General features: G+C 58.9%; 21 protein-coding genes. 14 read left to right on the plus strand and 7 right to left on the minus strand.

The genetic code is table 11. The features are described from left to right. The first annotated feature begins 32 nt into the window (after positions 1–32). Genes HMPREF3153_RS01905 through HMPREF3153_RS01915 form a run of 3 tightly spaced genes read left to right on the plus strand, consistent with a single transcriptional unit; the run spans position 33 to position 2,008 of the window. Positions 33–800, plus strand: coding sequence for a pseudouridine synthase (locus HMPREF3153_RS01905; RefSeq protein WP_193394762.1), 768 nt, complete (start codon positions 33–35; stop codon positions 798–800). A 51-nt stretch (positions 801–851) separates the two neighbouring features. Beyond that, complete coding sequence (locus tag HMPREF3153_RS01910) at positions 852–1,415, plus strand: GtrA family protein (protein ID WP_049160609.1); 564 nt, start codon at positions 852–854, stop codon at positions 1,413–1,415. Positions 1,416–1,444: 29 nt separating this feature from the next. Continuing rightward, positions 1,445–2,008, plus strand: coding sequence for a hypothetical protein (locus HMPREF3153_RS01915; RefSeq protein WP_070419870.1), 564 nt, complete (start codon positions 1,445–1,447; stop codon positions 2,006–2,008). A 57-nt stretch (positions 2,009–2,065) separates the two neighbouring features. Here HMPREF3153_RS01915 and HMPREF3153_RS01920 read toward each other — a convergent pair whose 3' ends face one another. The 3 genes from HMPREF3153_RS01920 to HMPREF3153_RS01930 all read right to left on the minus strand — a co-directional run bounded on the left by HMPREF3153_RS01920 (position 2,066) and on the right by HMPREF3153_RS01930 (position 5,977). After that, positions 2,066–3,433 carry an amino acid permease gene (locus HMPREF3153_RS01920; RefSeq protein ID WP_100618608.1) on the minus strand — a complete coding sequence of 456 codons (1,368 nt, stop codon included), beginning with the start codon at positions 3,431–3,433 and terminating at the stop codon, positions 2,066–2,068. Positions 3,434–3,556: 123 nt separating this feature from the next. After that, the gene (gene dapD, locus HMPREF3153_RS01925) at positions 3,557–4,534 is read right to left on the minus strand and encodes a 2,3,4,5-tetrahydropyridine-2,6-dicarboxylate N-succinyltransferase (protein WP_046645488.1); all 978 of its coding nucleotides are present in this window, start codon (positions 4,532–4,534) and stop codon (positions 3,557–3,559) included. Between the two features lie 81 nt (positions 4,535–4,615). Further along, entirely contained in the window at positions 4,616–5,977 is a 1,362-nt protein-coding gene (locus tag HMPREF3153_RS01930) for an amino acid permease (protein WP_049160602.1), read from the minus strand. Between the two features lie 89 nt (positions 5,978–6,066). Here HMPREF3153_RS01930 and dapE point away from each other — a divergent pair, with 89 nt between their 5' ends. From dapE to HMPREF3153_RS01965, 7 genes are all read left to right on the plus strand, one after another. Then, positions 6,067–7,152, plus strand: a complete 1,086-nt coding sequence (gene dapE / locus HMPREF3153_RS01935; protein ID WP_070419872.1) for a succinyl-diaminopimelate desuccinylase — start codon at positions 6,067–6,069, stop codon at positions 7,150–7,152. A 77-nt stretch (positions 7,153–7,229) separates the two neighbouring features. Next, on the plus strand, positions 7,230–7,994 hold the full coding sequence (locus tag HMPREF3153_RS01940; RefSeq protein WP_046645490.1) for an LOG family protein: 765 nt from the start codon (positions 7,230–7,232) through the stop codon (positions 7,992–7,994). Next, positions 7,984–8,820 carry a dihydropteroate synthase gene (gene folP, locus HMPREF3153_RS01945; RefSeq protein WP_110092734.1) on the plus strand — a complete coding sequence of 279 codons (837 nt, stop codon included), beginning with the start codon at positions 7,984–7,986 and terminating at the stop codon, positions 8,818–8,820. The genes HMPREF3153_RS01940 and folP overlap by 11 nt, the downstream gene beginning before the upstream one ends. Then, positions 8,817–9,551 (plus strand): glucosyl-3-phosphoglycerate synthase, encoded by a 735-nt coding sequence (locus HMPREF3153_RS01950; protein ID WP_005531898.1) that lies wholly within the window; start codon positions 8,817–8,819, stop codon positions 9,549–9,551. Before folP ends, HMPREF3153_RS01950 begins: the two co-directional genes overlap by 4 nt. Before the next feature lie 3 nt (positions 9,552–9,554). Then, entirely contained in the window at positions 9,555–9,899 is a 345-nt protein-coding gene (locus HMPREF3153_RS01955) for a hypothetical protein (protein WP_049160596.1), read from the plus strand. Between the two features lie 120 nt (positions 9,900–10,019). Next, entirely contained in the window at positions 10,020–10,187 is a 168-nt protein-coding gene (locus HMPREF3153_RS01960) for a DUF3117 domain-containing protein (RefSeq protein ID WP_005531903.1), read from the plus strand. 9 nt (positions 10,188–10,196) lie between these two features. Then, positions 10,197–11,063 (plus strand): methyltransferase domain-containing protein, encoded by an 867-nt coding sequence (locus HMPREF3153_RS01965; protein ID WP_049160592.1) that lies wholly within the window; start codon positions 10,197–10,199, stop codon positions 11,061–11,063. A 113-nt stretch (positions 11,064–11,176) separates the two neighbouring features. Here the strand turns inward: HMPREF3153_RS01965 and HMPREF3153_RS01970 are convergent, their stop codons facing one another. Then, the gene (locus tag HMPREF3153_RS01970) at positions 11,177–12,619 is read right to left on the minus strand and encodes a GH32 C-terminal domain-containing protein (protein ID WP_046645494.1); all 1,443 of its coding nucleotides are present in this window, start codon (positions 12,617–12,619) and stop codon (positions 11,177–11,179) included. A gap of 23 nt (positions 12,620–12,642) precedes the next feature. Further along, a complete protein-coding gene (glgA, locus tag HMPREF3153_RS01975) occupies positions 12,643–13,797 on the minus strand; it encodes a glycogen synthase (RefSeq protein WP_049160589.1) in 1,155 nt (384 codons plus the stop codon). A 109-nt stretch (positions 13,798–13,906) separates the two neighbouring features. Between glgA and glgC the strand changes: the two genes are divergently transcribed. Beyond that, positions 13,907–15,124: a glucose-1-phosphate adenylyltransferase gene (gene glgC, locus HMPREF3153_RS01980; protein ID WP_049160586.1), complete on the plus strand. Its 1,218-nt coding sequence runs from the start codon at positions 13,907–13,909 to the stop codon at positions 15,122–15,124. A gap of 122 nt (positions 15,125–15,246) precedes the next feature. Here glgC and HMPREF3153_RS01985 read toward each other — a convergent pair whose 3' ends face one another. Next, positions 15,247–15,891 carry an O-methyltransferase gene (locus tag HMPREF3153_RS01985; protein WP_005531912.1) on the minus strand — a complete coding sequence of 215 codons (645 nt, stop codon included), beginning with the start codon at positions 15,889–15,891 and terminating at the stop codon, positions 15,247–15,249. Between the two features lie 132 nt (positions 15,892–16,023). Between HMPREF3153_RS01985 and sigE the strand changes: the two genes are divergently transcribed. The 3 genes from sigE (at position 16,024) to HMPREF3153_RS02000 (ending at position 17,929) form a co-directional block, all read left to right on the plus strand. Beyond that, on the plus strand, positions 16,024–16,689 hold the full coding sequence (sigE, locus tag HMPREF3153_RS01990; protein ID WP_005531914.1) for an RNA polymerase sigma factor SigE: 666 nt from the start codon (positions 16,024–16,026) through the stop codon (positions 16,687–16,689). 99 nt (positions 16,690–16,788) lie between these two features. Continuing rightward, a complete protein-coding gene (locus tag HMPREF3153_RS01995) occupies positions 16,789–17,274 on the plus strand; it encodes an anti-sigma factor family protein (protein WP_070419873.1) in 486 nt (161 codons plus the stop codon). A 67-nt stretch (positions 17,275–17,341) separates the two neighbouring features. After that, a complete protein-coding gene (locus HMPREF3153_RS02000; protein WP_005531919.1) occupies positions 17,342–17,929 on the plus strand; it encodes a twin-arginine translocase TatA/TatE family subunit in 588 nt (195 codons plus the stop codon). Positions 17,930–17,951: 22 nt separating this feature from the next. Here the strand turns inward: HMPREF3153_RS02000 and HMPREF3153_RS02005 are convergent, their stop codons facing one another. Further along, a complete protein-coding gene (locus HMPREF3153_RS02005; protein ID WP_070419874.1) occupies positions 17,952–19,088 on the minus strand; it encodes an Mrp/NBP35 family ATP-binding protein in 1,137 nt (378 codons plus the stop codon). Positions 19,089–19,092: the final 4 nt, after the last annotated feature.

Here is a 19,092-nt window from a genome sequence, read left to right on the forward strand (position 1 = left end):
CAGCGCGGGAGGGGATAAGCCCGCGGAAGGCGATGCTGCATGGCACCGTTCCTGCCGCGCCGCAGTATTGGGCGGCCGAGGCTGGGGATTCTCCCTTTCCGGCAGGTGCACTCTTAGAGCCCGGAACGCGGCTGGGGCGGCCTATTCCTGCGTGGTACCACCCAGAGGTCCCGCCGGAGCCGCCCATTCCTTTCGACTATCAGGTGCTCTATGCCGATGAGCATCTTCTTGTCGTTGACAAACCGCATTTCCTGCCCACGACGTCGAATGGGCGAATCGTGCGCGAGACTCTGCAGACTCGCCTGCGCGTGGATATGGACAATGATGAGATTGTTCCGTTGCATCGCCTCGATAGGCTCACGGCTGGAGTTGTGGTGTGTTCGGTGAACCCACGCACGCGTGGGCTGTATCAGCACATGTTCCAGGACAGGCAGATGCACAAGACTTATCGCGCTCGGGTGACGCAGCCACTCCAGTTTGAGGGCATGGTGACGCTGAGGATGGCTAAGCCGCACGGAAGCAGACAGGTTGTCGTGGATCCGGCGGGTACGCCGACGCAGACTTTTGTGCGTGCGAGCGGCAAGGACGTGGAGCTCCAACCGCTGACCGGACACACGCATCAGCTGCGGGTCTTGTTGAACCACTTGGGTAGTCCCATCTGCGGGGATGACACTTATCCAGTGGATAAAGGGCTGGCTCTCTATGACTTCTCGGAGCCTTTGCAGTTGGTACACGAGCGCTTAGAATTTATCGATCCGATATGTGGCGCGCGGCGTCAGTTTTTCGCTGCGCAAGGGTGAAGGACTAGACTCTAATAGGTTTTAATTTTAGACGACGCTAAGGGGCGAGCTATGGCGGATTTGACCTTTGCGCGGTTTGCCTCCAATTTTGGCCAGTTCATTAAGTTCGGCGTGGTCGGTGGATCAGGTGTGTTGGTGAACCAAGCGGTGTTCATTGCCACCAAAAAGATCTTTGATTCTGCTTTTGGATTGCACTACTACGATCCTTTCTGGGCGATCCCGTTCACGGATTTCAACATCCGTTGGTACAACGTCTTCGCATTCATTGCCTTTTTCGTTGCAAATATTTGGAATTACCAGCTCAACCGCAAATGGACGTTTGGCTCGGTGGAGAAGGTGTCCTGGTTGCGGGGCTTTTTCCCATTCCTTATCACGGGCGTTGGTGCGATGATCGTTTCGCAGATTGTTATGGTCGCTTTGATCAACACGAACTCGCCGGTCCAGCTACCAAGCGATATCTTCGATGACTCCTCTGGATTAAGAAACAAGAGTTACTGGGCGAATGCGATTTCCATCCTGGTTGCTATGCCGATCAATTTTGTCATCAATAAGCTGTGGACATTCCGCTCGAAGCCAAAGGCGCCTGTCGTCGTTGCCCAAGAGGATCCGCTCTAAAAGTACTTTGGCGGCAGTAAGGAGCTGGTATGAATAAGCTGTTTTCTCTCCTTTCCTGCGCTGCCCTCGCTGGTGCGTTGACTGCTTGCTCGTCTGGTTCCTTCGACAATTCGCAGGATTCTGAGCCTAGTTTCGCGGCCGCTGTGTCTGCGACGGTGACGAGCTCGGCGACGTCGGAAGAGAGCACCGCTGCACCGAGCCTGAAGGTTGTGGACGAACAGTACTTCATGGTTAATGAGATGACTTGGGTCGTGCTCATCCGCGACGGTTATTGCTTCGTTAAGCAGGGCGGCAGCTATGCAACTTGCCAAATGACAATGGTTGATACGCCACAAGTGGAAACCCCTGTGGGAATGGATTCGGCTGATACCGTCTCTAAGAGTGAATCAGGACAACTGGAATTTGTTAAGTCGATGACCGCAGGCCTACCGGGTGGCGGCTTGGCGGACTCGGCGCCTAAGAGAATGGAACCGGGCACTCGCACCACCATTCAAGGCATCACACTGACTAATGACTTTGATGGAACGTTCGCCATGGAAAGCGGAGGCAGTGTAGCGACTTTTACTCCTGACGGACATGTGTCCATCAACTAGGAGGTCCTAAAAAGGCAGTAGCACCGGCGAGGGGCCGGTGCGATCTGTTGAGGATGGCTAGTCCTCGAGCTGCTTATTGAGGCGCTTTTCGACGTCGGGAAGCGGCAGCGTCGAGGTCGGGGAAATCCCGCGCATCTTCGCATTGATGACGCTAGCGACTGCGAGAATTGCAAACATCGCTGCGGCCGAGAGCAGCTGAACACGGGCACTGGCGTCGGTCAGCATGAGCACCGCAATGGCCGCGAAGATGGCCAGGGAGAACCACGTGAGGTACGGGAAAGCCCACATACGAATGGGCAGCGGGTGGATAGCTTCCAGGCGGCGGCGCAGGCGCAGCTGGCTCACCGCGATGAATACCCACACGATGAGCAGGGAAGCGCCAGCAGAATTGAGCATGAAGCGGAGCAACCAGCCCGTGTCGGCGTAGTTGAGCACGACCATGACCACAGAGAGGAGCACCGACAGGGCGATGGCGTTGGTGGGGACGCCGCGCTCGTTGGTCTTGGTAAAGATCTGCGGTGCCTCGTGGCGAGAGGCCAGCGAGTGCATCATGCGCGAGGAGGCGTAGATCTGCGCGTTGAATGCGGAGAGCAGTGCCAACACGATGATGACTTCCATGAAGCCGGCGGCCACCGGAATACCAGCGCGGTCGAGCACCTGAGTAAACGGCGATTGTGCTGCGGTGTCAGCGCCGCCGAGAGTGGAATACGGTAACAGGAAGGTGATGACCAGAACGGAGCCCAGGTAGAAAACCGAGATACGTAAGATGGTGGAGCGCACCGCGTTGACGAGGGACTTCTCAGGGTCCTCAGACTCGGCGGCCGCGATGGCTACTACCTCGATGCCGCCGAATGCGAAGGCAACGGCGAGCAGACCTGCAGCGACGCCGCCGAGGCCATTCGGCATGAAGCCGTCTTCGAGGAAGATCTTGGTACCGATGAACTCGTGCCCTGGTAAAAATCCAAAAATGAGCAGGAAGCCCACGATCAGGAAGGCGACGATGACAATGACCTTGATGGCAGCGAACCAGTATTCAAACTCGCCGAAGAGGCGTACGCGCAGGAGATTGACGATGCCAAAGAATGCTACGCACACTGCGGCCGGAATCCACGGCGATACATTGAACCACGAACCTATGAAGCCGGCCGCGCCGGTGATTTCAGCGCCTAGGACCGCAACGGTCGCGAGCCAGTAAATCCAGCCCTGTGTAAATCCGGCCCAGCGTCCGATGCCGTGTTCGGCATACTCGGAGAAGGAACCGGAGGCGGGGATAACGGTGCCCATCTCGCCGAGCATCTGCATCACGAGGATGGCGAGGAAGCCAGCGATGAGGTAGGCGAGGAGCACAGCGGGGCCTGCGGCGGAAATACCAACGCCGGTTCCAAGGAAAAGGCCCGCGCCTATGGTTGAGCCGAGGCCCATCATGGTGAGGTGGCGGACCTTGAATCCGCTGCCAAGAGAGCCTGATGAGGAAGATGTCGATGCAGTCACCTTCCCAGTTTAGAACGCGCCTGCGAGGGGGCTATGAACCGGGGGCTCGGCAGAAGCTTAGTTCTTGTGCAGGTCCTCGTTGAGGGCTACTGCATCGGCCTTCCACTCGGTGGCTTCGACGGCACCGGAGACGGAGTTGCGGCGCAGCAGGACGCCAGAAGCTCCGGAGAGCTGTGAGCCCTTGACGGTGTCGCCTTCCTTGACGCCAAGAGCCTCGGCGATCTTGCCGAACACGGCGATCTTCGTGCCAGCGGTGACGTAGAGGCCGGCCTCGACTACGGCGTCGTCGCCAAGCGAGATGCCAATACCCGAGTTGGCGCCCAGCAGGCAGCGCTCGCCGATGGAGATGACTTCTTTGCCGCCACCAGAAAGCGTGCCCATGATGGAAGCGCCGCCGCCAACATCAGAGCCGTCACCGACCACAACACCCGCGGAGATGCGGCCCTCAACCATGGAGGCGCCCAGGGTTCCGGCGTTGAAGTTCACGAAGCCCTCGTGCATGACCGTGGTGCCCTCAGCGAGGTGAGCACCGAGGCGGACTCGGTCGGCGTCTCCAATGCGGACGCCGGTCGGCACGACGTAGTCCACCATGCGCGGGAACTTGTCCACCGAGTAGACGGTAACCGGGCCGCGGGAGGACAGGCGGCCGCGGACCATCTGGAAGTCGGCAACCGCGCAAGGACCGTAGTTGGTCCACACAACGTTAGCCAGCAGGCCAAAGATGCCGTCCATGTTCAGGCCGTGCGGCTTGACCGCGCGGTGGGAGAGAAGGTGGAGGCGCAGGTATGCGTCGTAGGTGTCCACCGGGGCCTCGTCCAGATCCTTGATGGCGGTCTCAACTGCAACGCGAGCCACGCCGCGTTCCTCGTCTGGGCCCACCAGCGCAGCGAATTGCTGTGGGGTCTGCTCCAAGCGGGTGGTGCCGGTCTCCGTGACGTTAGCGTCCTCGCCGATGTGAACGGCAGGGAACCACACGTCAAGGACGGTTCCATCGTGGGTCAGGGTGGCAAGGCCGCGGGCGGATGCAGAAGTCATATCTAGAAGTGAACCTTTTGATTGCCGGGAATCGCCCGAGAAACCCCGGGCGACATCTTTTCACCGCTACAGCTTACACAGCTAGTTAGTTTCCGTAGCTACTTGGCGCGGTTTTGTGAACTGCGACGCAACGACGAGGAAGACCGTTAGAACGAGCACGGCAATGACCTGGTTGCGGGCAGAAGGATCGAAGAGCATGAGCACGACCAGCGCTGCCATGGCCAACAAAGTGGCCCATGGCAGTACCGGGTAGGCGATGACGCGGATGGTGGTCAGCTCGTTATTGGCAACCATGATGGGGTGCAGCTTCAGGTAGGAAGCAACCACGAAGATCCAGATCACCAGCAGGCAGCCGCCGACCGCATTGAAGAGGAAGGACAGAAGTCCTGGTGGGTTCCAGAACTGCAGGAGAACCGAAGCGAAGGCGAAAACAATCGAGAGGATGACCGCAAGGACCGGGGAGCCGGAAGGGTTCTTCTTGAGGAAGACCTTAGGTGCGGAGCCGTCCTTGGCCATGTCATGAACCAGGCGGGAGGTGGCGTAGATCTGCGCGTTGAACGCGGACAGCAGTGCCAGGGCGATGATGACTTCCATGAAGCCCGCAGCGAATGGGATCTTGGCTGCTTCCAGAACCAGGGTGAACGGGGAATCCGCGGCAGCGTCGGCATCCTGAATCTTGGCGAATGGCAGGATCATCGTGATGACCACGATGGCGCCGATGTAGAAGACCATGATGCGGAAGATGACCGCGCGGACTGCGGTTGCCACGTTGTGTGCTGGGTCCTCAGACTCAGCGGCGGCGATGGTCACTAGCTCAATACCGCCGAAGGCGAAGGCCACAGCAAGCAGTCCAGCCGCAAAGCCAGGTAGGCCATTAGGTAGGAAGTTCTCAGTGAAGTTTGTGAGGGCCAAGTCGCCGTTGAATCCAGGCAGCACGCCCACGAACATGAGGACACCAACGACGAGGAAGGCGATGATAACCGCGACCTTGATGACGGCAAACCAGAACTCAAACTCACCGAATCCGCGGACGGCGGCGAAGTTCACCACGGCGAAGAAGGACACAGTGATGAGCGCTGGGATCCAGGGGGCGATGTCAAACCACGAGGAGATAATGGCGGCAGCGCCGGTAATCTCTGCGCCCATAACCATGACTAGCATGAACCAAAAAATCCAGCCCAGGGTGAAACGGGCCCAGTTGCCGAAAGCCTGTCCGGCATAGGTAGAGAAGGAGCCCAGGGAAGGGCGGGCTGCGGCCATTTCGCCGAGCATCCACATGATGACGGCTACGAGGGCGCCGGCTATCGCATAGGAGACGAGAACCGAGGTACCGGAAATCTGAATACCGAGACCAACGCCGAGGAATAGACCAGCGCCGACGGCCGATCCGAGACCCATCATGGTGAGGTGGCGAGTCTTTAGTTGCTGTGTGGCATCTGCCATATTCATCCGCCTTTTGTGACGTGCTTTAAGTTGACCAAGGGGATATTACACAATGCAGCAGACATCCGTGGACGCTACGATGGCGCTTTGTGACTTTAGATCTGTTTGCGTCCCCGATCGAATTGACCAAAGCGCTCGTTGATATTCCGAGCCCATCGCATCACGAGGAGGCGATTGCCGATGCAGTCGAAGCCGCCCTGCGCGGCCTCGACAGCGAAAAAGTCGAGGTAGTGCGCTATGGCAATACCGTATGCGCGCGCACCAACTGGGGCAAAGATTCCCGTGTGGTCTTGGCTGGCCACATCGACACCGTGCCTTTGGCTGACAACGTTCCCCACCACATGGAGGGGGACATCATGTGGGGGTGCGGCACCGTCGACATGAAATCCGGCATGGCTGTGTATTTGCATGCTTTTGCCGCGCTTTACGACGCCCCAGAGCTCGCCCACGATCTCACCGTCATCGCCTATGAGGGCGAGGAGGTGGCCACCGAGTTCAATGGCCTGGGACACCTACAAAAGGATCATCCGGAGTGGTTGCACGGTGATCTGGCGCTGCTCGGCGAACCCTCCGGCGCCATGATCGAGGCAGGCTGCCAGGGCACCATCCGCCTGCGGGTCACGGCCCACGGCACCCGCGCCCACTCTGCCCGCGCCTGGCTGGGCTCTAATGCTGCCCACACGTTGGCTCCGGTGATGATGAACGTGGCCAACTATGTTCCGCGTGAGGTCACCATCGACGGCTGTACCTATAAGGAAGGCCTGAACATCGTGCACCTGGAGTCGGGGGTGGCCACGAACACGATTCCCGACGAGGCCTGGATGTTCGTCAACTTCCGCTTCGCGCCGAACCGCAGCCTGCCCGAGGCAATGGCGCACATGCGCGAGGTCATCGGCGAGCACGAGAACGTCAGCATCGAGGTTGACGACGAAGCTGGCGCGGCACTTCCCGGGCTGGGACAGCCTGCGGCACGCGCGCTTGTCGACGCCGTCGGCGGCCAGTTCCGCGCCAAGTTTGGCTGGACCGACGTGGCCCGCTTCTCCGAGATGGGCACGCCGGCCGTGAACTTTGGCCCGGGCGATCCCGGGTTTGCTCACAAGAAGGACGAGCATGTCCCCATCGAGCAGATCACTACCGTATCCACTGCACTCCTGCAGTACCTGACCACCGCTTAGGCGCTACAGTCGTACAAGCCACCCTCCCGCAGGACCCCGAAGCATCCCAAAGCGCCCCGAATACAAGGAAGTATCCCATGTCGCCTGAAAGAAACCGCACCCTCCGTGGCCCACTGCTTTTGCGTACCGATGGCCAGCAAGAGTCCACCTTCGATCAGCGCCTTTTGGAGTCCGGCGCTGACCACGAGTGGCAGCACGCCGATCCTTGGCGAGTGCTGCGCATCCAGGGTGAGTTTGTGGCCGGATTCGACGCTCTGTCCAAGCTGCCCAAAGCAGTTACCGTGTTTGGCTCGGCGCGCACGGGGGAGGGCACACCAGAGTACGACCTGGGCGTGCGCGTTGGCGAGGCATTGGCCAAGTCGGAATATGCCGTCATCACTGGCGGTGGCCCCGGCGTTATGGAGGCCGCCAACCGCGGCGCATATGAAGCAGATGGGCTCTCCGTGGGCCTGGGCATCGAGCTCCCGCACGAGCAGGGGCTCAATGAGTACGTGGACCTGGGACTCAACTTCCGTTACTTCTTTGCTCGCAAGACGATGTTCCTCAAGTACTCTCAGGCGTTTATCTGCCTGCCTGGTGGCATGGGCACCATGGACGAGTTCTTCGAGGTGCTGTGTATGGTACAGACCGGCAAGGTGACCAACTACCCAATTGTGCTCATGGGCACCGAGTACTGGTCGGGTCTCGTTGAATGGCTCAAGTCCACCTTGGCGGCGGGTGGTTTCATCAACCCGGAGGACCTCGATCTCTTCCTCATTACCGATGACGTCGATGAGGCAGTCGCCCATATCGTGGAGCGCCACAAGGTGATGAGCGACAAGCGAGTCCGCAATGAGCGCTAGCCTCGCCCGAGTCATGGCGATTGTCAATCGCACCCCTGACTCTTTTTATGACAAAGGCGCCACCTTCGCGGAGGATCTTGCCATTGAGCGTTGCTCGGAGGTCATCAAACAAGGGGCCAGCATTGTCGACATTGGCGGAGTGAAGGCTGGGCCTGGCGAAGCCGTCGATGCACAGGAAGAAATCGATCGTGTGGTTCCCACCATCGCCGCGGCGCACGAACGCCATCCGGACGTGATCATCTCCGTCGATACGTGGCGTGCCAGCGTGGCCGAGGCAGCCATCGCCGCCGGCGCCACGCTCGTCAACGACACCTGGGCTGGATGGGACCCCGAGCTCATTGAGGTAGCCGGCCAGCACAAGGTGGGCTACGTCTGTTCCCATACAGGCGGCGTGACACCGCGTACGCGTCCGTATCGCGTGCACTTTGACGACGTCGTCGCAGACGTCATCGCCGAAACTACGGCGCTGGCGGAAAAGGCAGCCACGCTTGGCTGCCCGGAAGAGCTGGTCTATATCGATCCCACACACGACTTTGGCAAGAATACCTTCCACGGTTTGGAGCTGCTGCGTCGCATTGACGAGGTGGTGGCCACCGGTTGGCCGGTGCTCATGGCCCTATCAAACAAGGACTTCGTAGGGGAGACCTTGGATCGCGGCGTCGGCGAGCGCGTCTTTGGCACTCTGGCGGCCACGGCTTGGTCTGCCGCGCATGGCGTGGCAGCATTTCGCGTCCACGAGGTTGCGGAAACCCTCGACGTCATCCGCATGACCGCCGCCATCCAGGGGCACATGGCGCCGCTGAACACAACACGTGGGCTTGCATGAACGTCAGCGTTATCATCCCCGCGTTGAATGAGGAAGCCACCGTCGCCGATGTCGTACGCGCCTGCCGTGCGGATAACCCGGCAGAGGTCCTCGTCATCGATGCCGACTCCGTCGATCTCACTGCGCAACGCGCGCGTGACGCCGGGGCCACGGTGCACAACTGGCGGGACATCCTTCCCGACATTTCTCCTCGCCCAGGAAAAGGCGAATCCCTATGGCGCGGGGTAGCTGCCGCGCGAGGAGACATCGTGGTTTTTGTCGATGCAGACTTAGAATCTGCCCGGCCGGGAATGGTCAAGGAGCTTGTTGCTCCGTTTACTGAACCGCGAATACAAATGGTGAAGGCTACCTACCGCCGCACTATCGACGGCGCTCCCAGCGGCGGTGGCCGCGTCACGGAGCTCACAGCAAAGCCGTTGTTGCATATGTTTTTCCCTGAGCTCAGCGTCATCTCCCAACCGCTGGGCGGGGAGTATGCGCTGCGACGCGACGTCGCATGTGCCCTGCCGTTTGTCTCCGGGTACGGGGTCGAAGCAGGACTGCTAATCGACGTCGCCAAGCGCTACGGCGTGGAATCAATCGCCGAGGTGGACTTAGGAGAGCGCGTGCATCGCAACCGACACCTCCACGAGCTTGCCCCCATGGCTGATGTCGTGGCGCAGACAATCCTCTCGCGTGCCGCAGTCGTAGGTCCTATTGATCAACGCCTCGCCCTTAACAGTAAGCTCTAGCCTATGCTGTCGTGGATTTTGTTAATTGCAGTTTTGCTCGCGCTCGTGATCCTAGGAACCTGGGTGTGGGGTTCTATTTTTGGGCGTGGCGAGGTGTTTTCCGACCTTGACGAACGCCGTGACCTGGTTAAAGACAACCGGGAGGCGTTGCGCGAGGATCGCTTTGATGATATCCGCTTTGACGTTGTCTCCTATGGATACCGTCAGACCCAAGTCGACGCTCTCCTTAACGAACTGGAAAAACGTTTGACCTCCACAGGCTCCAATTCTGAAGCTTCCACCGGCGAAACGGCTGCAGCTGCAGAGGAATCCGCCGAATCTGGAAAGCCAAAGGCCACTGAGGGCTAAGCAAGAAAGCAAAGCCGAGCTACGCCGCTTAAAAACACTAGTCCGCAACGTAACTAGGAAAACGGCGTAGAGTGGTTGGGGTAACCCAAATAATTTGAATCCCAAAGGAGCGGAACAACTATGGCAGCTATGAAGCCACGCACGACAGGTGGGCCAATGGAAGCAGTTGAGGAGTCCCGCAAGATTGTTATGCGAATCCCCTCCGATGGTGGTGGCCGAATCGTCGTTGAACTCACCAAAGAGGAAGCAGCTGAACTCGGTTCACTCCTAACTGAAGTTTCCAGCTAGTCTGAAAGCATGCTTTCACACATCATCGATGTTCTGGCCGACCCCAATGATGGCTCTGCTCTCACCGGTGCGGATGATTTCACCCGCCTGGTATCGGGATCGGGCCATTCCTTTGATGTAGCCAAGCAAGGCTACGTCACGCTCTCGGCAGGCGCAGGGCTTAAACATAAGGGCGACTCCATCGAGATGGTCAATGCCCGCGAGACCTTCCTCTCCCTCGGGCACTTTGCGCCGTTCGTGGAAGCTGTCACTGGCGCGGTCCAGGATGCACTGGATGCAGCCGAACTACCAGAAACCGTTGCCCCGACTCTGCTTGAAGTAGGTGCTGGCACAGGCTATTACCTAGCGCACACCCTCGACTCCATCGCGGACGCACGCGGCGTCGGCCTCGATATTTCACCACATGCTGCCAAGCATTTGGCAAAGTGCCACCCACGCGTCGGCGCAGTTGTAGCGGACGTGTGGGAACGCCTTCCGTTGCAGGACGATTCGGTGGATGCGATTTCCGTAGTTTTTGCCCCTCGCAACCCAGCCGAGTTTCAGCGTATTTTGCGCCCGGGCGGCGAAGTTATCGTCTTGACCCCTGGTGTGGGGCACTTGGATGAATTGCGCGAACCTCTAGGAATCTTGGGCGTAGAGGAAGGCAAGATTGAGCGCATGTACGAGCAAGCCGCAGGCTATCTCGAACAAGCGGCCGACCCTGTGGACCTATCCTTCCCGATGAACCTCGACCGCGCTTCCATCGCAGCACAGGTGGGAATGAGCCCTTCGGCCCGCCACCTGGGCGCTGAAGTTCTTGCAGAGCGGATGGAGCTGCTTCCTGAATCTATGACGGTTACTGCGTGTGGGCGTCTCGACCGATTGCGCGCAGTATAACCCAATTAAAAGGCGTGAATTCCCGGGTCCTAGGCTAAGGGCTAGGGGGGACATCAAGAAAGGCTGGAGACCACGTGGGGGTCTCCAGCCTTTTAGTCTTTAAATGTTGTGCCTTAGAGCTTAGAGCCCTTGCGCTGCCAGGATTGCTCGATTACAGCATCGCCGGAAGTCTCAACGATGACATCGGAGCAGCCCTTCTCGAAGTAGACCCGGGAGCCCATCGCTACCTGGCCGCCGTCGGCGTAGACCTCTACAGTGGCGCCGTCGACTACGACGGTTAGGGAATCAGAGTCGCCTTCCGCGAGTTGAGCTATGGCCGGCTCGGAGTCCTTGAAATAGGAATCAAAAGCCTTAGCCATAGAACGATCAAGCGTCAAGGTGCTGCCTGCGTGGGTGACCACGGCCGCTGGTTCACCGTTGCCGTCCAACAGAGTTACCGTGACGGAAGAGCCCTCTGGGACGTCCAGTACGCCGGTCCAGGAACGGGCGCGTTCAGACTGACGGATTGCGTCCGGTAGGCCACGCGGCGGAGTCTGGAAGAGCTTTCCACCCTGCAGGGTCAGGTGGCGCGGCAGCGCCAGCGTATTGGCCCACCCCTCCTCCTTGAAGGATGGGTGCAGCGAGGGATCGTCGCCGCGGCCATTGCCGTTGAGCAAACCGAAGATGAGGGCTTCGTCGTAACGCGTCTCCTGCGGAATGGTTCCATCAGTGGTGTTGGTATTGCGCGGCCGCGAGAAGTCATGGCCGAAGTCAATGCGCTGGAAGCCAGACGCAATAGTAAAGGTGGTTCCTTCCAAGCGACCCACCAAGTATCCGGAGACGTCGCGGTTGTTGCGTTCAAGGGTAAGAAGGAGGACGTCGTAAATGCGGCCGTCCACCTCGTCACGCAGACGCACCAAGCGAGGGGAAACCACGGGCGGAATAGAGGAGTTCGCCGGCACCTCGCCCTGGTTGAAGCCTGGCTCGCCATTGAATTCGAGGGGACCCTCGACTTCCCAGGATAGACCGTCTGCGGAACGGAGAATTACCGGAAGCGGCGCATCAGAGTGCCCAGTCAGTGCAAGCATGAGCCAGCCCGCGTGGCCCTCGTCGCGGTCCTTTGCCGCCCAATCCGGAACAACCGAAGGGGAGCGGAAGCGCGAGTAGTTGGTGACGGAGCTAGCCACTTCGCCATAACGGACAACGTTGGGATCCAACGAGTGACGATCATCAGAAATCTCGCACACGTCATGGAAGTCCGTGAAGCGGGCCAAACGCACCGAAGTGCCGGTGGAGGTCACCGAGGTGAAGTAAAGATTGATGGCGTCTTCTCCCGCTGCCACGGAGCCCGCGCGCAGGGAGAGCTCGCCGCCGACAGGGGCCAGGACGTCGTCGCATTCCAGCCAGTCGAAGGGGAGTTCTTCAGAATATGTGTGGCCCCAATGCGCCGGAGCAGAAAGCTCATGACGGTACTGGAAGAACAGATGCCAAGTGGTGCCATCGAGAAGGACCCCGGCAGGTGCTTCAAGAATTCCCGATTCCGGAACAAAGTGCAGTTCAGGACGATGAGTTGTCACGAATAACCTTCCTAAAAATGTGCCTATACGAGGGCGCGGTAGATGTCGACGGTTTGGGAAGCGATGGTGGCCCACGAGAACTCGTCGACTGCGCGTTTGCGGCCAGCTTGGCCGAATGCAGCAGCCCGCTCTTTGTCAGTAGCAACCTGATTGACAGCCGCGGCGAGGTCCGACTCAAAGGTAGCTGTATCGTTCTCGTCGTAGTGGACCAGCACGCCGGTCTCACCATTCACGACAACCTCGGGGATGCCGCCGACGTCAGAAGCGACGACGGCGGTGCCACACGCCATGGCTTCGAGATTCACGATGCCGAGTGGTTCGTAGATAGAAGGGCACACGAAAACTTCGGCGCCCGAGTAGACCTCCTGGATAAGGCTGCGCGAAAGCATCTCTTGTACCCAGAAGACCCCGTCACGGGTGGACTGTAGTTCCTCGACCAGAGCCTTGGTTTCCACAGCGATTTCAGGGGTATCTGGAGCACCGGCGCAGAGGACCAGCTGGATGTCCTTGTCGAACTGGGCTGCAGCCTTGAGTAGGTGCTTTACGCCCTTTTGGCGGGTGATGCGGCCGACGAAAGCAACGACGGGGCGCTGCTTGTCGACGCCCAGGGTGTCGAAGTAGTCAGCCTGGCGCGGCTGCCACAGCTGGGTGTCAATACCGTTGAGAACAACGTGCACCTTGGACTCATCGATGCGGGGATAAGCATCCAAGATAGCGCCCTTCATGCCGGCAGACACAGCGATGACGGCATCGGCATATTCCATGGCGTTCTTCTCTGACCACGAGGAAATCTCGTAGCCGCCGCCGAGCTGCTCGCGCTTCCATGGGCGATGCGGCTCCAAAGAGTGCGCAGTGACTACGTGCGGGATGTCGTAGAGGCGCGCCGCAAGATGCCCAGCCAATCCGGCATACCACGTATGTGAGTGTGCGATATCGATGTCGGAGGCGGCAGTGGCCATGCGCAATCCGGTGGACAGCGTTTGGATAGCGGGGTTAGCTTGCGTCAGCTCCGGATCAACCCCGTGGGGGAAGACATCTTTTTCGTCGCGGGGCGCGCCAGTGCAATGCACTGATACGTCGATGAGTTCGCGCATAAAACGGGTTAGTTCGGCGACATGTACGCCTGCGCCACCATAAATCTCTGGTGGATATTCTTTGGAAAAAATTCCGGCTCTCATGCCCTCCCAGAATACGGATTAAGTTAACCGTGTGCAGAAAAAGACCGCGGGGGTAGTTTCACAGATATTTCTCCTGCGAAACGTTTGAAAAGTGAATAGGTTGGAATATGTGAAAACGCAGCCTAATGTCCTTGCCATTGTCCTCGCCGGCGGCGAAGGTAAGCGTCTCTTCCCGTTGACGGAGGATCGCGCGAAGCCCGCCGTTCCCTTCGGCGGCTCCTATCGCTTAATCGACTTCGTCTTGTCGAATCTCGTCAACGCGGGTTATCTCAAGATTGCGGTCTTGACTCAGTACAAGTCCCACTCCCTCGACCGTCACATCTCGCAGGCCTGGAATTTATCGGGTCCTACTTCCCAGTACATCGCTTCCGTTCCGGCGCAGCAGCGTCGTGGCAAGCGTTGGTACAACGGTTCTGCGGACGCCATTGTGCAGTCTCTAAACCTTATCTATGACGAGAAACCTGACTTTGTCATCGTCTTCGGTGCTGACCACGTTTACCGCATGGATCCCCAGCAGATGGTCGAAGAACACATCGCCGCCGGCTTGGACTGTTCCGTTGCTGGTATTCGCGTACCGCGCTCAGAGGCTTCTGCATTCGGTTGTATCCAGGCTGATGGCATGGGCTCAATCACTGAGTTCTTGGAGAAGCCAGAGAACCCGCCATCAACGCCAGATGATCCGAACATGACTTATGCGTCGATGGGTAACTATGTCTTCACCGCCGACGCTTTGATTGAGGCGCTGCTTGAGGATGAGCAGAACGAGAATTCTGATCATGACATGGGTGGGGACATCATCCCTTATTTCGTTGAGCGGGGTCAGGCCCATGTTTATGACTTCATGGCTAACGAGGTTCCTGGCTCAACTGAGCGCGACCACGGTTACTGGCGCGACGTAGGTACCATCGACTCGTTCTACGAGGCGCACATGGACCTCATCTCTGTGCACCCAATCTTCAACTTGTACAACAACCGCTGGCCGATTCACTCCACCGATGAGTCCAACCTGCCGCCAGCAAAGTTTGTGCAAAATGGTATCGCACAATCGTCAATGGTGGCTCCTGGCTGCATCGTCTCTGGCGGTACGGTCCGCAACTCCGTCCTTTCTTCGGACGTCCATGTTGCAGACGGTGCAACGGTAGAGGGCTCTGTCCTTTTGCCAGGTGTGCGCGTAGGCAAGGGGGCGGTGGTTCGCCACGCCATCTTGGACAAGAACGTTGTTGTTTCCGATGGCGCAATTATCGGCGTTGACCGCGAGCGCGATGAAGCCCGCTTCAAGGTCTCTGATGGCGGCGTAGTGGTTGTGGGCAAGAACGAGACTGTCTAAAACCGCCACTTAGGACTCGGGTTGCGATAAAAGCCGGGGCGGAGCTTCCTTTCAAAGGTCGGCTCCGCCCCGGCTTTTTGTGCCCAGTTCGTCGCTAGTCTTTCAAGAGTTGTGACAGCTAGCTACTGCTTGGTGATGAGTGTAAGTCCCGAGCCCAATGGAAGACGCGTGACAATCGCGCCCTCGAGGGAGCGTGCGAGTTCATCTGCCTCGCGGGCTGCCGCAGTGTCGCGGTCAGTACGCGTGGTGTCTGCGAGCGTTCCGTCGAGGAGAGAATTGGCCAGTACCAAGGTGCCGTGCTGGCGCAGCAGAGGGAATGCGGCGTTGATGAGTGCAGGCATGTCCAGTGCAGGAACGTCGGCGAAGATGAGCTGGTATGCGTCAGTTGCAAGGCGGCCCATCACCTCGAGTGGACGAGAAGGCAGGAAGCGTGCACGCGTGGTGGCGAATCCAGCCTCACGGAAGGTGGCCTTGGCCATGGCCTGGTGCTCTGCCTCCGGGTCGATACAGGTGACGATGCCGTTTTCAGGCAAACCCTGGAGGAGATAGATTCCTACCACGGCGGCAGCCGGGGTGATTGCTACTGCCTGCGCGCGCTCAGCACCAGTACTGGTGGCGGTGAGGGAGGTAAGCAGCTGTCCCGTTGCTTCATCAGGAACGGACAGGCCGTATTCCTCAGCATGGGAGCGTGCTCCGGCGAGTGCCTCAGAAACGTCGCTGGTGGATTCGATGTAAGAACGCAATGCGTCGTATGCCGTAATAGTCACAACCTAAACCTTAGGTAATTTTATACGTGCGCGGTGTCATGACGCCAGGATTGTTACTGATGAGATAAATGATTTCTCTTCACAGAGTCTTAACAGAATAATGTCTGGCGTTTTGAAGCTAGGTATAGAAAAATGATCGGCATGACAAAAAAGCAGATCGTTGAATCTTCTCTCGGCGAAGCACACGAGGGGGCTCCTGCATCCTTCGCTGATGCCCAAGAGGAACTGACTGGAACGGCTGCTTTTGACGCGGGCACTGCAGCCATGCCCTCCTGGGCTGAGCTGGTGGCTGAGCACGCAGACTCCGTTTACCGCTTGGCGTACCGCCTTTCTGGTAACCAGCAAGATGCGGAGGATCTCACTCAAGAAACGTTCATGCGAGTCTTCCGTTCACTGGATAAGTACCAAGCCGGCACCTTTGATGGATGGCTGCACCGCATCACCACGAACTTGTTCCTTGATATGGTCCGTCACCGCGCCAAGATCCGTATGGAAGCTTTGCCGGAGGACTACGAACGTGTCCCAGGAACGGACATGACCCCGGAGCAGGCCTATTCTGTGGCGAACTTGGATCCAGTTCTGCAAAAGGCTTTGGATGAGCTTGCCCCTGACTTCCGCGTCGCCGTGGTCCTTTGTGATGTTGTGGGCATGAGCTACGACGAAATCGCAGAGACTCTGGGTGTGAAATTGGGTACTGTTCGTTCCCGCATCCACCGTGGCCGTTCGCAGCTGCGCGCTGCCTTGGAGAACGCGGCACAGACTAACGACGACGCTCGCGTGCTGTTGCGCACTCGCTAGCGTTCCACACCGAGCGCCGTTCGGCGTCTATGGTGGGAGATAGCAACGCGCTGCAAAATAACGGCGACGCCTCGATAAGAAAGAAGGTGGGAATAGTTCATGGAATCCTTCGAACGTAAACGCCGCGCCGCCTTCTCTCTGCGTGGGGTGGTGGGCACTGAAACCAGCATCGATAATGCCCATTCCAAAGCCCGCGATAAAGCCAAAGCTAAGGCGCGGCGTGGCGACACCATTGGTCACCTCGGGCCAGAAGCTGTGGCAGCCTTTGTCGACGGTGAAATGGAGCCGAAGGCAAAACACCGCGTGCGAGTGCACTTGGTTCATTGCTCGGAGTGCCGTGCAGACGTCCACGAGCAGCGGCACGCTTCCGAGTGGCTGCGCCAGTGCAACGTCGATGCCCAAGTCCGCGCACCCAAAGATCTGATGGCCAAGCTCGCCGGCATTGCTAGTGACGCCGCGACCGTAATGCGCACTTCTAACGAAGCAAGGGCTGAAGAGGTTTGTCAGGCAGCTTCACCCCAGGATTTCCTCGATAAGTTTGAGATGGTTATCCGCGCAATTAAGCACAACCAAGGCCGTAAATAGCTTCGTCCCAATACTTGGTGGAGGTGTCGCCTCGGCAGAAGACAGCCGAGAGGGATAAGATGACACCGTGTTTTCTTCAATCGGTTGGCTCGAGATAGCGTTCATCGTTCTCATCGGAATTGTTGTCATCGGCCCGGAGCGCTTGCCTGGGGTTATTACCGATATTCGGGCTGCGATCTATGCCGCGCGCAAGGCCATCAACAACGCCAAAGCAGAGCTGGAAGGCGATCTGAGCGGCTTGGGTGAGGAATTCGACTCACTGCGTGGCCCCATCAGCCAGGCCGCAGAGTGGACTCGCATGGGCCCACGTGGCGTTATCACCAAGGCGCTTTTCGACGGCGATGAATCCGCGTGGGATGACTTCGACCCTAAGAAGATGACGGAGGGCCTAGGCAAGCCGGTGATTTCAAACCAGCCGCAGCAGCCAGCCTCGGGTACGCAGAGCTCGTCCACCCCAACGCAGAATAGGCCGACCTTTGATTACTCGCAGGTTTATGCGCCCCAGCAAAACACCTCGCACTCCAAGCCCAGCCAGCAGGGCCAACGAGCGCAAACACAGGCGCCACAGGGGCATGAAAACGCCCAAAAGCCGAAACCTTCCGATGACGGGGGTCATGCAGCAGGTTCCGGCTTCTCCTGGGCTGACGTAACCTAGCTCGTCCGAGCCCGGCTCGTGGCTAGTGGCGGGTAACCCCGAGTCCGAGGGTCTTGCCTACGAGTGAGTCGGAGCGGATGGCCAGCTTATCGGCTAGCCCCTTGACCGCCTGCGCGGAGGGGGACTCAGGCGCGGCCTTAACGATCGGCTCGCCAGCGTCGCCACCAGTGCGCAGAGCGGGGTCGAGTGGGATCTCAGCCAAGACCGGCACCTCGTAGCCGAGGATGGTGGACAGGCGCTCAGCCACGACCTTGCCGCCGCCGGTGCCGAAGATATCCATCGTGGAGCCATCTGGTAGCACCATGGCGCCCATGTTCTCAATGACACCAGCAACGCGTTGACGGGTTTGCTGCGAGATAGAGCCAGCGCGCTCTGCAACCTCAGCGGCCGCGGCCTGCGGGGTCGTCACGATGAGTAGCTCGGCGTTGGGGATGAGCTGCGCAACGGAGAGCGCGACGTCGCCAGTGCCGGGCGGAAGGTCGAGCAGGAGCACGTCTAGGTCGCCCCAGAAGACGTCCGCCAGGAACTGCTGTAGTGCACGGTGCAGCATCGGTCCACGCCACACCACAGGGGCGTTGCCCTCCACGAATTGGCCGATGGAGATGTGCTTGATGCCGTGAGAGATAGGCGGCAGAAGCATCTCATCATCGAGCACCGTGGGGCCAGCGGTAGAACCTAGAAGACCGGGCACGGAGTGACCGTAGATGTCAGCATCGACGATGCCTACTTTAAGGCCCTTGGTCACCAACGCGGCAGCCAGGTTAACGGTGGTGGAGCTCTTGCCGACGCCGCCCTTACCGGAGGCGACCGCAAAGACGCGGGTGGTGGAGTCTGGTTTTGCGAAAGGAATTTCTGGCTCTGCCTGGCCGCCGCGCAGCTTCTGCTTGAGTGCGCGACGCTGCTCGTCGCTCATTGCGTCGAGTGCGACGGATACTTGGCCCACGCCCTCGAGATCCTCGAGGACAGCGCGAGTGTTGGCTTCGATGGTGTTTTTCATCGGGCAGCCAGCGATGGTGAGATAGATTTCTACAGCGACGTCATTGCCGTCAACGTTGACGGACTTGACCATATCGAGTTCAGTGATAGGGCGGCCGATCTCGGGGTCTTCAACCCTGGAAAGGGCCTCCCGAACGGCGGATTCTGTGATAGCGCTAGTCATAACC

The sequence above is a fragment of the Corynebacterium sp. HMSC06C06 genome (genome assembly GCF_001807295.1).
In the GTDB taxonomy this organism is placed as follows: Bacteria; Actinomycetota; Actinomycetes; order Mycobacteriales; family Mycobacteriaceae; genus Corynebacterium; species Corynebacterium striatum.